General features: G+C 67.1%; 10 protein-coding genes. All 10 read right to left on the reverse strand.

Annotated features, from left to right (window positions below; all coding sequences use genetic code 11):
* Positions 1-31: 31 nt before the first annotated feature.
* The 10 genes from ACM9HJ_RS06400 to ACM9HJ_RS06445 all read right to left on the reverse strand — a co-directional run bounded on the left by ACM9HJ_RS06400 (position 32) and on the right by ACM9HJ_RS06445 (position 15,741).
* Positions 32-697, reverse strand: a complete 666-nt coding sequence (locus ACM9HJ_RS06400; RefSeq protein WP_416570872.1) for an RraA family protein — start codon at positions 695-697, stop codon at positions 32-34.
* Positions 690-1,367: an RraA family protein gene (locus tag ACM9HJ_RS06405; RefSeq protein WP_416570873.1), complete on the reverse strand. Its 678-nt coding sequence runs from the start codon at positions 1,365-1,367 to the stop codon at positions 690-692. The genes ACM9HJ_RS06400 and ACM9HJ_RS06405 overlap by 8 nt, the downstream gene beginning before the upstream one ends.
* Entirely contained in the window at positions 1,360-1,755 is a 396-nt protein-coding gene (locus ACM9HJ_RS06410; protein WP_416570874.1) for a RidA family protein, read from the reverse strand. Before ACM9HJ_RS06410 ends, ACM9HJ_RS06405 begins: the two co-directional genes overlap by 8 nt.
* Before the next feature lie 13 nt (positions 1,756-1,768).
* A complete protein-coding gene (locus ACM9HJ_RS06415; RefSeq protein WP_416570875.1) occupies positions 1,769-2,764 on the reverse strand; it encodes a hypothetical protein in 996 nt (331 codons plus the stop codon).
* Positions 2,765-2,767: 3 nt separating this feature from the next.
* Positions 2,768-3,790: an amidohydrolase family protein gene (locus tag ACM9HJ_RS06420; RefSeq protein WP_416570876.1), complete on the reverse strand. Its 1,023-nt coding sequence runs from the start codon at positions 3,788-3,790 to the stop codon at positions 2,768-2,770.
* An 18-nt stretch (positions 3,791-3,808) separates the two neighbouring features.
* Positions 3,809-4,414 (reverse strand): RraA family protein, encoded by a 606-nt coding sequence (locus tag ACM9HJ_RS06425; RefSeq protein ID WP_416570877.1) that lies wholly within the window; start codon positions 4,412-4,414, stop codon positions 3,809-3,811.
* Positions 4,415-4,502: 88 nt separating this feature from the next.
* Positions 4,503-5,807 (reverse strand): MFS transporter, encoded by a 1,305-nt coding sequence (locus tag ACM9HJ_RS06430; RefSeq protein WP_416570878.1) that lies wholly within the window; start codon positions 5,805-5,807, stop codon positions 4,503-4,505.
* 138 nt (positions 5,808-5,945) lie between these two features.
* Complete coding sequence (locus ACM9HJ_RS06435; RefSeq protein ID WP_416570879.1) at positions 5,946-7,580, reverse strand: acyl-CoA synthetase; 1,635 nt, start codon at positions 7,578-7,580, stop codon at positions 5,946-5,948.
* A gap of 93 nt (positions 7,581-7,673) precedes the next feature.
* Positions 7,674-9,557, reverse strand: coding sequence for a hypothetical protein (locus tag ACM9HJ_RS06440; protein ID WP_416570880.1), 1,884 nt, complete (start codon positions 9,555-9,557; stop codon positions 7,674-7,676).
* Positions 9,544-15,741: a GLUG motif-containing protein gene (locus ACM9HJ_RS06445; RefSeq protein ID WP_416570881.1), complete on the reverse strand. Its 6,198-nt coding sequence runs from the start codon at positions 15,739-15,741 to the stop codon at positions 9,544-9,546. Before ACM9HJ_RS06445 ends, ACM9HJ_RS06440 begins: the two co-directional genes overlap by 14 nt.
* Positions 15,742-16,542: the final 801 nt, after the last annotated feature.

The raw sequence follows: 16,542 nt of genomic DNA on the forward strand, positions 1-16,542 counted from the left end.
CAAAGGGGTTTTGCCAGTTCATTCTATCGCGTCACCTCCCCTCCGCCGCGCGGGTCTGCAGGCTGTGATAGTTGGCGGCGCGCCGGGCCTCGTCCAGGCGCATGCCACCGGCCACGGCGGTGCGGATACGGTCCTCCGCCGCCTCGATCTCCTCCGCGATGGCCAATACCTGGGCCACCTTGTCGGCCGGGATGGACAGCACCCCGTCGGCATCGCCCACCAGCCAGTCGCCCGGCGCCACACGCACCCCGGCCAGCTGGACCGGCACGTTGTAGGCATCGGCCGTCACCCGGTCCTTGCCGGTGCGCATCGTGTTGCCGCGCGCGAAAACCGGATAGCCCAGTTCCACGCAACGATCACTGTCACGGCACACCCCGTCGATGACGGTGCCGGCGATGCCCTTGGCATGGGCCACGAAGGTCAGGATGTCACCCCAGACCGTCTGGTCGGGCCGGCCGTCATTATCGATGACCACAACGGAACCCGGCGCCACATCGTCGATATAATCGCCGACCACCCCGCCCGTCAGGCCGACGGGCAACATGCGGATGGTGAAGGCGGGCCCGGCAAAGCGCATGGTACGGGCCACGGGCATGATGCCCACAGCCTGGCCATCGATGCCCAGCCGGTCCAGCGCATCGGACAGGGCCGTCACCCCGGCCTTTTTCAGCCGTTCGACCCATTGTTGGTCAGACATTCGCAATCTCCGGCTTTTTCAGCATGTCTTCGTAATTCGCCCCCATCACATCGCCGATGGGCACGCCGGCATCGATGTCGCGGGCCATCAGGGTCTCGCGCGCCAGGATGTCCTCGGCCACGGTGATCACCTCCTCCAGCCGTGCGGCCTGGATGAAGACCACGCCGCTGCCATCGGCCACCAGCCAGTCGCCGGGTGCCACGGCCAGGCCGGCGATGGTGATAGGACAGTTGAAATCATGTTCGGCCACCCGGCCGCGCGCCGTGACGGGCACGGGTGCGCGGGCGAAGACGGGCAGGCCCAGGTCGCGGCTTTCGTCCACGTCGCGGCAGGCGCCATCGACGATCACCGCCGCCACGCCCTTGCCCACCGCACCCCGGCTCAGCAGCCCGCCCCAGCCCGACACGTCGGTGCGGCCGCGATGCTCCACGACGATGATGTCGCCGGCTTCCGCCGCCATCACCGCCCCGGCCCCCAGATGGCGCTTGGGCAGGTTGGGCATCGGCGCGCCCAGCTTCACCGTCACCGCCCGGCCCGCGACGCGCCGGCCCGGCAGGGTCAAAGGCGCCAGACCGATGACAGCACCGGACAGACCCAGCTTGTCCAGCGCGTCCGACACGGTGCAACTGTCGAACCGCAGCAGCCGCTTCACGATGCCTGCGTCAGCCATGATCGGCCACCATGGCGATGGCGTCGCACTGCACCAGCATGTTGGCGGGCAGATGCTCATAGGCCAGGGTATGGCGGGCCGGGCGGGACGCCTCATCCGGGAAGGCCTTCAGCCATTCCGCGTTCACGGCGGCCCGTGCTTCCGGCACCTTGGCATAAATGGTCATGCGGGCGATGTCGCCCATGCCCGCCCCGGCCGCCGCCAGGACACGCTGTAACTGCCAGAACATCAGGCGGGCCTGTTCGGCTACATCATCGGGCAGCGTGCCCGTGGCCGGGTCCAGCCCATAGATACCGCCCGTCGCCACCAGCCCGCCCACGCGGCTGGCCGCCGGAATGGGCTGGGCGCCATGATTGAAGCCTTCAACATTGATGCTGCGCCTTGCCATCTCTTTCTCCCTTTCACGCCCCCCAGGCCGCGAAGCCGACGCCGATGCCGGTGCCGGCCGGCGTGCGCCGGATGGGTTCATATTCTGTCCAGGACAGGGGCAGATGGTCCGCCGCCCCTGCCGTCATCACCCAGTTCAGGATTTCCGACGAACCGGAATTCAGCGCTTCCGGCGGGATGGAGCGCAACAGCCCCTCCTCCCCCGGTTTCAACCCGGCCAGCACCTGACGGTCCAGTTCCTCATCCACCACGAAATGCGACAGGCCGCCCGACGCCACCACGGCCACCCGCGCGTCGGACGGGCTGTCCTCGATGGCGGCACGCAACAGGCGGCCGATATCGAAGGCGCGGGCCGCACTCATCACGTTTGGCGGGAAATAGGTGTTCAGCAGCACCGGCAGCATGGGAATGGCCCGGTCGCGGAACAGCCGTTCCGCCACGAAGCCGAAGGCATGGCCGAACCCGGCCTTCACCGGATCATCCACCTTCGATGCCGCCCCGATATCGACATGCCGGCGGATCAGCCCGGCGATGGCATCGCGGGCCAGTTCCGGGGCGCCGGGGAAACGGTGCACCTGATCCATGGCATAGCCCTTGGCCATCTGGTGCATCCAGGCCGGCTTGTCGTCGCGGCCCCAGACATCGTTTGTGGCGATCTCCGCCCCGTAATAGATCGAGATGGCGGGCGTGTTGGACAGCGGGAACAATTCCCCCTGGTCGTCGCCGATCACCATCACGATGTCCGGCCGTGCGGCCGCCAGCGCATCGGCCAGCCGGTCCAGCCCGGCCTGGCAGCGCATGGCCGCCGCCTCGAACGCCTGCGGCGTGGCGATGGCGGCATAGACGTCGCCGCGTTCGGCCAGCAACTGGGCGTAGGAGACGAACCGCCCGTCGGACAGGTTCAGTTGCTCATTGGCAAGGTCGGCCTGGGCCCGGTACTGCCATTCGCTCCAGTCGATGGTCAGCAGCGGGCTGTGGGAGGCCGCAAGTCCCAATATGATGCTGGCCATTTCTCACCCCGGCAGTCCGTTGAACAGGCGGCGGGCATTGCCCTCGAAAATCTTGTGGCGGTCGGCGTCGGTCAGGAAGCCCATCGCCTCGATATCCGGCTTCATATCGTCATAGGAACGGCCGGTATCGGGGTTGATCTGGCTGCCGCTGCCGATGCGTTCGGTACCGAAACAGACATTCTCCGTGCCCACCACCTTCAGCAGCAGTTCCACCGACAAGGGCGAATGCAGGCAGGTATCGAAATGGAAGGCGCGCAGCGCATCGTCGAAGCTGCCGGGCGCTTCGGACAGCTTGCCCTGCACCCCGTCCTTGCCCAGATCGGGGAAGGCCCCGCGTTCCGCCCGCCAACGGCCGACCTGATAGGGCACGGAGCCGCCGCCATGGGCCACAATGATCTTCAGCTTGGGGAAACGCTGCATGACCCCGGCCTTGATCATCGACAGCAGCGCGATGGAATGCTCCGTGATGAAATGGTTGGCGTAGGTTTCCCGCCCGTTGCAGCACGAACAGGCATGGATCAGGCCCGGCACATCATGCTCGCACATCTTCTCATAGAGCGGATACCAGTAGGCATCGCCCATGGGCGGCACATGACCCGTCCCCTCCGCCGGATCGGGATTGATCAGGATGGAGTTGAAGCCCAGTTCCTTGATGCAGCGTTCCATTTCCGGAAGCACCCGCTCAATCGGTTCCCCCGGCACCTGAGGCAGGCCGGCCATGCCGGCGAACCGGGTGGGGGCAAGGCGCACCTGCTGGGCGATGGCATTGTTGGTCCAGCGGGTCCAGATATCGACCAGCCGCTGCCCCCGTGAATGCAGCATGGTGAAGGGCCGGGGGGAGACCATCTGGAAATCGGTGCCCACCATGTCCAGTGCCTTGAACAGGGTCTGGAGATAATCGAGATACCGGTCGTCGGAGATTTTCGGCTCCATCCCGGAATAATGGCCGTCGCTGCCGACCAGCATCATGCCGCCGGCATTGAATTCCGGTGGTGCCCAGAGATGGGAATGGACGTCGATGATCACGGAGATGTCTCCCGTTCTTCAGAGATTGTAGACGTCGAGCGTCAGGGCACCGGCGCGCACGCGTTCCAGGATACCGGCTTCCTTGGCGTCGCGGTCGCGCGCCGCCTGGACCAGGGCAGGACCGTCGGCGGCCGGCAGCACGATGACGCCATCGGCGTCACCCACCACCAGATCGCCGCGGCGCACGGTGACGGCACCGATACGCACCGGCTCCCCCACCGCTCCGTCGCCCTTGGGGTCCTTGCCCGTCCCCTGGATGCAGACGGTACCGGCGAAGGTGGGCAGGCCCAGGTCGATCAGTTGCTGGCTGTCGCGCACGCCACCGGTGATGACAAGGCCGGCGGCACCGAGCGCAATGGCCGACGTCGCCATGATCTCACCCCAATAGCCGAACTCGGTTCCCGGCCCGCATTCCACCACCAGCACATCACCGGGCTTCACGGCGGCCAGGGCACGATGGATCCACAGATTGTCGCCGGGCGGGCAACGGACCGGCAGGGCCGGTCCCTCCACGCTCATCCGCCGGTCGATCGGCTTGATCACCGATGGCAGCGCGCCACGCCGGCCAGCCGCCTCATGCAGGCTGGCACTAGAGATCGTGGCGGCATAGGGCCATGCCGGCATTCGATCCTCCCCGATTTGTTGGATTTCTTGTGGGTTAAAATTATACAGTTGGAATATTTTAGCAAGACATTTTTTCCATCAAAAAAGATCACCGGTTCGCCGTGACATAGGCCGCGACGGGTGCGCGGGCCAGGGCGAACAGGGTGACGCCGACCGCCGCCGCCAGCACGCTGACGATCATCAGCCCCATGGCCAGCGGGTTGGCAGCGCCCGCCGCCAGGCCCGCGAAGAAGGCGGCGGCCAATGGTCCGACGCCCAGCGCCAGCGTGCTCATGCAGATCAGCAGCAGGGCCGTCATGGTGGCCTGCATGGGTCGCGGTACGATGGAATGGATGGCGGCCAGCACATTGTTGCCACCGCCGCCGGCCAGGAACAGCCCGGCCCAGGCCAGCGCCAGGAACCCCGTGGCTGTGCCCTGCAGCGGTGCCGCAAGACAGAAACCACCACCGACGAAGCCACAGGCGGCGGAGACCAGCGGCAGGGCATCCGGCCGCCGCAACCGCCTGGTCAGCATCGGGATCAGAATGGTGCCGCCCACCAGAGCCAGCATGTTGAACAGGCCATAGGTGCGCCCGGCCTCAGCCACCGGCATGCCATAGGTCCGCGACAGGAAGGTCGGTCCCCAGGCCAGATAGGCGTTGGTCATGATCTGCAGGCAGCCCGCCCCCAGGAACAACGCGAAATAGAGCCTGGCATTGCCGACGGCATAGCGCATGACATCGCGCAATGTCGGCGCACCCGCCAATCCCGGCACGGTGCTGCGCGCGGGCTCCCGCGCCACCAGCGCGAACAATGTCGCCAGGACCAGTCCCGGCACACCGACGATGATGAAAATCACCTGCCAGAGCTTCAGGCCGCCCAGTTCGCCCGACGACTCCACCGCATAGATCCAGCCGATGGCCAATGCCGCCACGATATAGGCGCCCGACGCGCCGAACATGCCGCAGGCATTGTAGATGCTGGCCGCCAGCCCACGCCGTTCCTTGGGCAGAACATCACCGATCAGGGAATAGGTTGCGGGCGTCAGCACCGCCTCCCCCACCGCCAGCCCGATGCGCAGCAGCACCAGGGCCAGGAAGGTGGAACTGAAACCCGACAGGATGGTGCAGCAGGACCAGAGTCCCACCCCGGCCAGGATCAGCCGGCGACGGTCGCCCTTGTCCGCCAACCGCGCCACAGGGATGCCGACGATGCCGTAGAAGACGGCGAAGGCGGTGCCGAACAGGAAGCCGATCTGCAGGTCGGACACGCCCAGATCGGCCTTCAATGGCCCGACCAGCAGACCCAGCACGAACCGGTCGACGAATGACACGATGTAAAGGGTCGACAGGATGGCCACCATGGACCAGGCGCGCAGCGTCCCGGTCGCGGCGCCCGATGCGTCCGCGTTCATGCTACCTCCAAGAATGGAACTGGGTGATAGAGCGGCTTTCAGGTGAAAGCCGCTCCGGCGGCGACTGCCGCCGCGCCGCCCATGCGGCGTGAAGCCAAGCTGCCGGATGGCAGCGCCGGCGCTTGAGGAAAACAAAAACTAGGCCAGTTGTCTCAGGTCGCGCTTCAGGATCTTGCCGCTGGCATTGCGCGGCAAATTCTCTACGAAGACCACGCGCTTGGGTGCCTTGAACCCGGCCAGATGCGCCGCGCAATGGGCCAGGATGTCCGCCTCCGTCACCGCCGCACCCGCCTTCGGCACGATGAAGGCCGTCACCGCCTCGATCCAGCGCGGATGCGGGGTGCCGACGACGGCCACTTCCGACACGGCGGGGTGGAGATAGATCGCCTCCTCCACCTCGCGCGACGCGACGTTCTCGCCGCCGGTCTTGATCATGTCCTTCTTGCGGTCGACGACGGTGATGTAGCCTTCCTCATCCATGATCCCCAGATCGCCGCTATGGAACCAGCCGCCGGCGAAGGCTTCCTCCGTGCGCTGCGGATCCCGCCAGTAGGCGGTCATCAGCTGCGGGGAACGGTGGACGATTTCCCCCACCTGCCCGCGCTGCACGTCCCGCATCCCGTCATCCACAATGCGGGTTTCCACATGCAGGGTCGGGCGGCCGGCGGCACCGGCCTTGCGCTCCTGGTCCTGGGGCTGCAGCACGGCGGCGACGGGTGCGATCTCCGTCTGGCCATAGCAGTTCCACAGGCGCAGACCCGGCAGCCGCTGCCGCAGTTCGCGCAGCACTTCCACCGGCATGATCGAGGCACCGTAATAGCCGTGGGTCAGGCTGGTCAGTTTGGCCGGGTCGAACAGCGGGGAGCGCAACAGGGCGATCCACACCGTGGGTGGCGCGAAGAAGGAGGTGACGCCATGCGCCGCGATCAACGGCAGCACGATATCCGGCGCCGGCGAGGCGGCGATGATGTTGCTGGCCCCGACATGCAGCGACGGCCCCAGGAAGGCGTCCAACTGCGCGCAATGGAACAGCGGCAGCACGTTCAGCACCACGGCGTCGGGGGACCAGCCGCAATCGGCGATGCAGCTCTGATATTGCCACATCACCGCCTCATGGCTCAGCATCGCGCCCTTGGGCCGGGATTCCGTGCCGCTGGTATAGATGATCTGGACGATGGAGCCGGCATGGATGGCCGGCAGCGCCACCCCGCCCCGCCCGCGCAAACCCTGGAAATCGCGCGTGCCGTCGATCCGCCCGTCATGGGTCTCGCCCGGAATGCCATAGCGGATCGCCAGCCCCACCCGGTCGGCCGCCGCCAGCGCCGTGGCGGCACAGGCCGCATCGGTGAACAGGAAGCCGGCACCGCTATGATCCAGGATATAAGCGACGTCATCGACGGTAAGCATGAAGTTGATGGGCACCAGCACCCCACCGGCCCGCGCCACCGCAAAGCGTAAGGCCACGAACCAGTGGCTGTTGCGCGACATCAGCGCCACCCGGTCGCCAAGCCGGACGCCGGACGCCTGCAACCCTGCCGCCAGGTCGTCGACCAGCATGTCCAGTTCCGCATAGGTCCAAGACTGGCCGCCGCACATTATAGCGCCCTTGTCCGGGTATCGGCGAGCCGTACGGGCCAGCATATCGCCCAGTGTCTGACGCCGGCTGACGGCATCGAACCGGCCCGCTGGATGGACAAGCGTCGTGGCGCCTGTATCCTCATCCACGCCGATTGCGGCCGGTGGCGGTGCGCCGTCCTGTGACAGGCCATTCATGGTCACACTCCTCCCCAGGGTCCGCCATGACACCTGGCGATACCATTCCATTTGCACCAATAAGATCACAAATATTGTCCATATGGAATAATTTTATGAGGAAAAAATACGCCGTTCGCCTGAGGCTCCAACTCCTGAACAGGATGGAGCCTCATGAGCAAGACGATGAACGTCAATTCCTCTCGATGACCGCGTGACCTTCCTGCGACCTGCTCTGGCCGGTGCCACCTCCATACCTGCCGCCGCCTCTGCCTGGACATGTTCGGCCTTCAGTTCAGCGATGACGCCGGCCCAGTCGCCGAGCGTCTGCTGACGGTGGATGCGGTGGTTGGGATACCAGGGGGAATGGGTGGTGCCAATCTCCCAACGCCAGTCGACGGCATGGGCCAGCAGCAGCGACACCGGCGTGCCCATCGATCCCGCCAGATGGCCCACACCCGTATCAACCGCCACCACATGGTCGAGATTGGCGATGACGGCCGCCGTATCAATGAAATCCTTCAGGTGCGGGCTCATGTCATGCAGCCTGCCCTTGAAGGCCAGGGCATCGCCGGCCCGCGGCCCGACCTGGAGCGAGATCCAGTCGGCATCGGGAATGGCGTCCAAGACCGAGCCCAGCAGGGCCAGCGGCAGGGACCGGCGCGCATCCTCCGAATGCTGCGGACGGCCGGCCCAGACCACGCCGATGCGCCGGCGCCCCTCCACCTTGGCCGGCAGCAGGGAGGCGCCGCGCGCCACCTCCGCGTCGGGCAGTTTCAACCAGCCGGGCAGGAGCGGCAGGTCTGGCACGCGCAGCGACAGGAAATGCGGCAGGCTCAGCAGCGGCACATGATAATCGAACCCTTCCTCGATCCCGAACTTGTGCGGATTGTCGGGACGGGAGACGACACGCAGGCCGGGACGGTCCAGCGCCGTCCCCAGGATGCGCACCAGGGGTGAGGACACTTCCAGCACGATCTCCGCCGGGCTGTACCGGTCGGCCAGGATCTGCGCCAGGGGCGCGAACTGGATGATGTCGCCGAAACCCTGCTCGCCCCAGACATAGATACGCTTGGCCGTCAGGTCCTCACCCCGCCATTGCGGTGCCGCCAGAATGCGGCGCGGCTCCGGGAACTGGTCCCAGACCCAGCGCCATTCATAATCGGCCCAGCCCTGAGCGTAATCACCCTTGGCCAGGCAGGACAGCGAATGGTTCCAGCGGGCCAGCGCATTGCCCGGTGCCAACCGCAGCGCCACGGACAACGACGACGCCGTGGCCTTGATGAAGCCGGCCGACCGCAGGGCCTTGTCCAGCGTCTGCAGAACCTCCTCCAGTCGCTCCAGCCGCCCTTCCGGCAGGCCATCGGGCAGGACGGCCAGGGCGGCGGTCAGTTCGGGCAGCCGGTCGCCGAGATCGACCAGCAGCCGCTCCGTCAGATCGCGGGCCTCCGGCAGGATGCGGCCGAACAGGATGACGCCGATCATCAGCGGCACCACGGCCTCACGCGCCTGGCCCATCCAGGCCAGGCCGGTACCCATATTGACCCAGGCGGAATAGTTCAGCGGCGACAGATGCAGGATGCGGCGATAAAGCGGGATCGCATCCTCGTGCTTGCCCTGGGTCTGCACCATGACGGCCAGGTTGATCATGGTGGCGACGGCGCGGGGGATGTCGCCCATGCGTTCGAACACCGTGCCCAGTGAACAGTAATAAAGCGGCTCGTTCGGTTCCAGCCGCTGGGCATGTTCGAACAGGCCGGCGGCACGCAGATTGTCACCCTGATAGGCGGCGATGACGCCCAGCTGGTGCAGGGCCGGCGCGGTCAGTTCCGGGCGTTCGGTCAGTTGCAGGAACACCTGGCGCGCCGGGTCCAACTGGCCGGTCGATTGCAGATGCAGCCCCTGGGCGAAGGCGGGAACACGGCGGCCAATCTCCATCAGCACGGCTCCGCTCCGCTCCACGATGGGAATGGAGAGGTCGGCGTTATTGCTGCTCATCTTGCTGCGTGCCTTTGATGGGGTCTGAGGTCATCTGGATCTGGCTGTAAACGCCACCCTCGGCGCCGGCCACGTCTACGGGGAAGGTCTGGAGCGAGGATAGCGGGGAACCGCTTTCGGCGGAACTGGAACCCGTCCCACCGGTTTGAACCGCCGGACCGCCGGAGCCGGCGGCCGTCGTCTGGGTCGTGGCAGGTGCCGGTCCGGCAGCCACGGGAACGACAGTGGGGACGACGGCATTGACAACGATGCGCTGCACGGTGCCGGTGCTGAGCGTCGCGGCCGGCGTCACCGTCAGCTGCCCTTCCTGGTATCGGATCGTATAATTGCCCAGGCCCGTGCCCGTGGCGGATGCGGCATTGATGACATAGGTGCCCGCGATGGCCGCGGCGGGGGCACCGGGGCTGGACAGGTCCACCTGGCCGACACTATCGCCATTCACCAGCCCACTGGCGGTGAACCCGGTCTTGGCGTTGGCGGCGGCCCCGCTGCTGGCCAGGATCACGGTGCCGACGCTATCGCCATTGACCAGACCGGCAGCGCTGAAGCCGGTCAAGCCGGCACTGGTGCCATAGGTCTTGGTGACGTTGCCGGCGGTGATGGTCAGGGGAGCGGCTGTCACCGAATAGGTGCCGCCATAGGCCAGCTGGTAAAGCGCCGTACCGCTATAGACCGCACCCGTGCCCGTGGCGGTGGCGGAGCCAACCACCGTGGGCGTCGTGCCCAGGGTCCAGGACACCCCGCCCGTGGACAGGCCGCTGGTGACGGAATTGCCCAACTGGTCGAAGGCACCCGTCGTGGTGACGGAGCCGGCAGTGCCGCCATAGACATGGCCGCCCGATCCGGTGACCAGGATATAGGGGACCGTCTTCAGCACCGGATAGGGGGAACCCGCCATCCAGACGGAACTGGGGAAGACCGAATTCGCCACGGGGCCGTTGCTGACCCAGGCGCTGGTGGCCAGGCCGGTGAACCCGGTGGTGATGGTGCCGTTGCCGATGCCCAGCGTCCGGCCGGACAGCGTGGTGTCCCAGTAATTGCTGACCAGGGCGTCGCCGGTATTGGTGTTGACGCCGATCAGCCCGCCGACGCTGGTGACCGTGCCGACCGAGAGGACGCCGGCGGCATAGTTCCTCAGCACGCCGTTGGCCGTCGACACGCTGTTGTTGCCGATCAGCCCGCCCACGGCGGTGGCAGCACCCCCGACGGTGATGTTGACCTGGGCATAATTGTCGACCAGCGTGTTTTGGGCGAAGTTGACGCCGGCCAGCCCGCCGACCTGCGAGCCACTGCCGCTGATGGAGATGCTGCCCATCGCGTAACTGCCGGTGATCAGCCCGGCGCCAAAGCCGACCAATCCGCCGATCACGGCACCATTGCCGCTATGGCGGATATCGATCAGCGCGCCGCTGTTCTGGATGGTGGCGGTTTCGGAATTCATGTACGCGGCCAGCGCGCCGATCGTGGCGGCGGAGCCGCTGGCCAGGATGGTGCCGCTGGCTAAGACGCTGCTGATGGCGGCGGTGCCCACTACCTCCCCCACCACCAGGGCTACCGGCTTGCCGGCGGCGGAGGTGACACGGGCGTCCAGCAGGCTGAAATCCCGCAGCGCGCCATTCCCCAGCTTGGAGAACATGGCCGCATGGGCCACACTGACGGCATGGTTCATGGTCATGCCGGAGATGGTATGACCCCGGCCGGCGAATTGGCCGCTGAAGATGCCGGCACCGGCATTCGCCGCTGCCGTCATGCCGATCGGGACCCACCCCGTGGAGGCCCAGAGGCCACCGGCCCGCGCCAGTTCCACCATGGTGATGTCGGCCGCCAGCCGGTAATCGGCCGTCAGGTCCAGCGTGATCAACTGCAGCTGGTGCATGTTGTTGACGACGGTATCCTGCTCCATCCGCAGCATCGGGCGCATATAGCCGTCCATCATGTACCAGGTGCCGGTCAGGTCGAAGCCGGTATAGGTGGCGGTGGCATAGGCAGCCGTGCCGCTGACATTCGTGGCCGACAGGCTGCCGCTGCCCGTGCCCACGGCGGAGACCTGGCCGCCGGTGCCGCCGTCCCAATAGGCACCGGCCACCGTGCCAGCATTGTTGCCGATCAGGCCGCCGATACCGCCGGACCCGCCACCGGCCGATACCGCACCGCTGGCATAGGCAAGGGTGACCAGCCCGCTATTGGAACCGGCCAGCCCGCCGACATTGCCGGCCGAGGCCCCGACGGTGACCAGGGCCGTGGAATAGGCCACGCTGATCGTGCCGCTGTTGCTGCCGACCAGACCGCCGACATATTGCGCGCCGCTGCCGGCCGTGATGATGCCGGTGGAATAGGCGCTGTGGATGGTGCCGGCGTTGCTGCCGGCCAGCAGGCCGATCGTGCTGCCCGTGCCACCCGTCATCGTACCGTTATATACGCCGACGCTGCGCACCACCCCGCCCGCGCCGATAGAACTGAACAGCCCCAGGTTGCTGGCCGAAGAACTGGTGATGGTCAGGTTGTTGATGGCGTGGCCCTGGCCGTCCAGCGTACCGGTGAAGCTGCCCGGGGTGGCATTGTCATTGCTGGTGTTGAAGCCGATGGGCATGAAGCCCGTGGCCGTGGCCCAGATGCCGGCGGCCTGGGACGGCTCCGCCATGTTGATATCGCGGTCCAGCACATAGCTGGCCGTGAGGTCCAGGTCGATCAGCAGCAACTGGTGGGCGCTGGTGATGGTGGTGCTGTATTCGGCGCGCAGGACGGGGCGCGTATACCCCTCTACCATGTACCAGATATTGGCGAGGTCGAAGCCGGCATAGGAGGTACCGGCATAGGCATCGGTGCCGCTGATGCCGGTGATTGTGGCGCTGCCCGTGCCACCGCCCGTGCCCGCATTCTGGCCCGTGGTAATGATATCCCAATAGCCGGTGACGGTACCGCCATTGTCGCCGACCAGCCCGCCCAGCAGGGTGGTGCCCGTACCGCCGCCGACGCTGCCCGTGGCGTAGACGCCCGTGATGGTGCCGGTATTCGACCCGGCCAGCCCGCCCATGGCGGTACCGGTGCTCATGGCCGATACGGGGCCGAGGGCATAAGCGTTCATCAATAGGCCGGCATTGGCGCCGACTAGGCCGCCCATGTTCGTCGCACTGCCGCCCACCGTCACCGTGGCCGCAGCATAGGAGCCGCTGACGGTGCCGCCGGCAGACACGGAACCCGCCAGCCCGCCGACATGTTGCGCACCGCTGCCCGCCCGGATCAGGGCCCTGGCATCGCTGCGGGAAATGAGGCCGGTATCATGGCCGACCAGACCGCCCACCGACTGCGCGCCACTGCCCACCGTGATCGCCGAAGCGGCATTGCTGGCGGTGACGGTGCCGGTATTGTATCCCGCCAGTCCGCCCACCGACTGCGCGCCGCTGCCGACCGTGATCGCCGAAGCATCGTTGCTGGCGGCGATGAGGCCGGCATTGTGGCCGGCCAGCCCGCCCACGGCCTGCACGCCGCTGCCGGTCAGCAGGAACGCCGTCGATTGGGCGCCCAGGATGGTGCCGGTATTATGGCCGGCCATGCCGCCGATGCTCTGGCCCGATGTGGCCGAAACGGTGCCGTTTGCAAAGGACGCGGTGACGAGGCCGCTGTTGGTGCCGACCAGCCCGCCGGCCCGCAGCGCCCCCGACGCGGCCACAAGCACACCGCCGGCCTTCACGGCGCTGACGGTGCCGCTGTTCCGCCCCGCCAGCAGGCCCAGGTCGGTGCCGCTGCCGGTGACCAGGGCACTTGTCAGGGTGAGGTTGGCGACCGATCCGGTGCTGCCAATGGTGCTGAACAGGCCGATATTGGCGCCGGCGCTGGCATTGATGGTCAGGCCGCTGACGCTGTAGCCCCGGCCATCCAGGCTGCCGGTGAAGGCGGTGGGCGCATCGTTGGCCGTGCCGTTGGCCCCGATGGGCGCGAAGCTGGCGCCGCTGCCCCACAGGCCTCTGGCCAGGCCCAGTTCCGTCATGGTGATGTTGGCGCCCAGGACATAGGTGCCTGCCGGGTTGACGGCGATGGCCTGCAGCTGATGGGCGTTGACGATGGTGGCCGCGTTTTCCATCCGCAGGAACGGACGGGTGAAGCCCTCCACCATGAACCAGGCGGTGGTGAAGTCGAGGTCGGCATAGGAGGCGCTGGCTAGGGCGCCCGTACCGCTGACGCCGACGGCGGAGAAGGTGCCCGTGCCCGCCGTGCCGACGCCGACGCCGACGCCGACGGTACGGCCGGAGGTGATGACGTCCCAATAGCCGGCGGTGACGGCGCCGCCCCCCATGGCACCCACCAGCCCGCCGGCACGGACACCGGTCCCGGCGGCGACCACCGACCCGCTGACCCAGCTGCGGCTGACGAAACTGCTGCTGCCGGTCCCGACCATCCCGACCAGGCCGCCGATGCCGGCGTTTGCGGAGGGGTTGCCGGCCTGTGTCACATTGCCGGTGGCATAGGTGTCGACAATGGTGGAGTTGTTCACGTATCCGATCAGGCCACCGACCGGACCGGCGCCGGTCGCCGCGGATACGGAACCCGAGGCATAGCTGGAATAGACCCGCGAGGCGGTGGCGGAGACACCCGTTACGGCACCCACCAGCCCGCCGATGCCGCTGGCAGCGCTCACGGTACCGGAATTGGTACTGACGATCACACCGCCGGTGGCATGGCTGTTGGCGATGGTGCTGCCGCCAAGGCTGCCCACCAGGCCGCCGACATAGTTGGCGGTGGCGCCGAGGCTGACGCTGCCGGTGGCGCGGCTGTCGATGATGAGGCTGCTGAACGGGCTCACCGTGGTCATCAGGGCCTCGCCCACCAGGCCGCCGACATGGCTCGGGATGCTGGCGGAGGTCGTGCCGGTGATGTTGCCAGTGGCGTAACCGTTGGTAATGGTGCTGGCATGCAGCCCGCCGACCCGTTGCGCGGTGAAGCCGCCGAGGGTGATGCCGCCGGTGGCATAGCTGTCGGCGATGCGGCTGCCGGTGGTGGCCAGACCCACCAGGCCGCCGATGAACTGGACGGCCGACGCGACGCTGACGGTGCCGGTGGCATAACTGTTCAGGATGCTGGCCGTCGTCGCCAGGCCGACCAGCCCGCCCGCGCGCTGGACCGAGACCGACACGGACAAGGCGCCCGTGGCATAGGAATTGGTGATGGTCGACTGGTCGAGATGGCCGACAAGCACGCCGATATTCTGGCCGGTGGTCCCAACGGACACGGTGCCCGTAGCATAGCTGCTGCTGATCACGGCCTGCGCGCTGACGGCCCCCGCCAGGCCGCCCAGCGCCGTGGTGAAATTTCCGGCCCGCGTGACGACCTCGGAATGGCTGGACAGGATCGAGCCGCCGGTCTGCAAGCCGACCAACCCGCCAACATAGGCGACGGAAGCGCCGGCCGTGACAGTACCCATGGCATGGACGTTCGACAGGGTGCCCTGGCTGCGGCCAGCCACCATGCCGAACCCGCTGACGCCGAGGCCGGCGGCAGTCACCGTGCCGCCGGCCAGCGTCAGGTTGGCGACCGAGCCGGTGGTGCCGATATTGGAGATCAGGGCGAGATTGTGATACGCGCTGATGCTGACGCGCAGGGTGTTGATCGTGAAACCCTGGCCGTCCAGCGACCCGGAGAAGCTGGTGGGGGCACTGTTGAAACCGGCGGTGTTGAAGCCGATGGGGGTGAACAGGGCGCTCCCCCACAGCCCGCCCGCGCGGACCAGCTCGCTCATGTCGATATTGCCGCCAAGACGGTAGGCGGCCGTCGGGTCCATGTGCATCAGTTGCAGCTGATGGCCATTGACGATCGTGGTGGCATATTCGCTGCGCAGGAACGGCCGCGTGCGCCCCTCGATATTGTACCAGTCGGTGGTGAAATCGAAGCCGGCATAGGTGGCGGTGGACAGTGCGGCGACGGCGAGGGTGATGCTTCCGCCGGTGAAACTGCCCGTGCCGCTGCCGGTGCCCACCGTCAGGCCGCTGGCGATCTGGTCCCAGAAACCTGCCGTGACGGTCCCGTTATTTGTCCCGACCAGGCCGCCCGTGGTGGCGCCCGCGGGGTTGACCGACCCGGTGGCATAGACAGCGCTGACCGTGCCGGAATTGCTGCCGATCAGCCCGTCCAGCATGTAGCCGACCAGGCCGCCGATATAGGTGGACTGTATCGGCGCTGACCACGACATTGGCCGATGAAGCGAGGATGGTGCCGGCATTGGTCCCCACCAGCCCGCCCGCCGCGGAGCTGTTGGTGGCGCCGGTGACGGTGCCGCTGGCCGCGACATTGCGGATGGTGCCCTGGTTGGCACCTGCCAGCAGGCCGAACTGGCTGCCCGTGCCGCCGAACACCCTGCCGCCCGACAGGATCAGGTTCTGGATCTGCGCGGTGACATCGGTGCCGGCGATCAGGCCCAGGTTCAGCGTGGCCGCCCCGCCGGCATCCACGCTCATGCTGCTGATCGTATGGCCCAGCCCCTCCAGCGTGCCGGCGAACAGGGTGGGGTTGGCATTGTTGCCCGTGGCGGTATAGCCGATGGGCGTCCAGGCCCCGGTCAGGGTGATGTCGCGTGCCAGGGCATAGGCGCCGGTGGACCCGATGGTCGCCAGTTGGGCGGCGGAGGTCAGCAGCGTATGGGCGGTGCCGTTGACGGTCAGGCCCGTGGACAGCGTCACCGGCGACGCCACCGTGAACAACCCACCCGCACCACCCTGATTGGTCTGCACGATCAGGGTGGTGCCTGACAGGGCGGCATTGACCGACACGCCGCGCCAGGCATCCAGCGTCAGGCTGTTGGCCGATGTCCAGCTGATGGCCGAATTGATGGAGATATCGCCCAGGCCGCCGGCATTGGTCGTGCCCGTGGCCGTGACGCCGGTATAGCCGACGGATGTATCCGTGGTCTGCAGCGTCACATTGCCGGACGCCAGCGCCGACTGGATCGCCGTCGCCGCGGCGGCGTTCACCGTCAGGTCATAGGGGTCCAGCA

Origin of the sequence: Niveispirillum sp. KHB5.9 (genome assembly GCF_048066115.1) — a bacterium.
Classification (GTDB): Bacteria; Pseudomonadota; Alphaproteobacteria; order Azospirillales; family Azospirillaceae; genus Niveispirillum.

What these genes read in the sequence shown, in the direction of transcription:
- ACM9HJ_RS06400 (WP_416570872.1), bottom strand. Translation starts at nt 697, where the DNA reads ATGTCTGACCAACAATGGGTCGAACGGCTGAAAAAGGCCGGGGTGACG.
- ACM9HJ_RS06405 (WP_416570873.1), bottom strand. Translation starts at nt 1,367, where the DNA reads ATGGCTGACGCAGGCATCGTGAAGCGGCTGCTGCGGTTCGACAGTTGC.
- ACM9HJ_RS06410 (WP_416570874.1), bottom strand. Translation starts at nt 1,755, where the DNA reads ATGGCAAGGCGCAGCATCAATGTTGAAGGCTTCAATCATGGCGCCCAG.
- ACM9HJ_RS06415 (WP_416570875.1), bottom strand. Translation starts at nt 2,764, where the DNA reads ATGGCCAGCATCATATTGGGACTTGCGGCCTCCCACAGCCCGCTGCTG.
- ACM9HJ_RS06425 (WP_416570877.1), bottom strand. Translation starts at nt 4,414, where the DNA reads ATGCCGGCATGGCCCTATGCCGCCACGATCTCTAGTGCCAGCCTGCAT.
- ACM9HJ_RS06430 (WP_416570878.1), bottom strand. Translation starts at nt 5,807, where the DNA reads ATGAACGCGGACGCATCGGGCGCCGCGACCGGGACGCTGCGCGCCTGG.
- ACM9HJ_RS06435 (WP_416570879.1), bottom strand. Translation starts at nt 7,580, where the DNA reads ATGAATGGCCTGTCACAGGACGGCGCACCGCCACCGGCCGCAATCGGC.
- ACM9HJ_RS06440 (WP_416570880.1), bottom strand. Translation starts at nt 9,557, where the DNA reads ATGAGCAGCAATAACGCCGACCTCTCCATTCCCATCGTGGAGCGGAGC.
- ACM9HJ_RS06445 (WP_416570881.1), bottom strand. Translation starts at nt 15,741, where the DNA reads ATGTCGTGGTCAGCGCCGATACAGTCCACCTATATCGGCGGCCTGGTC.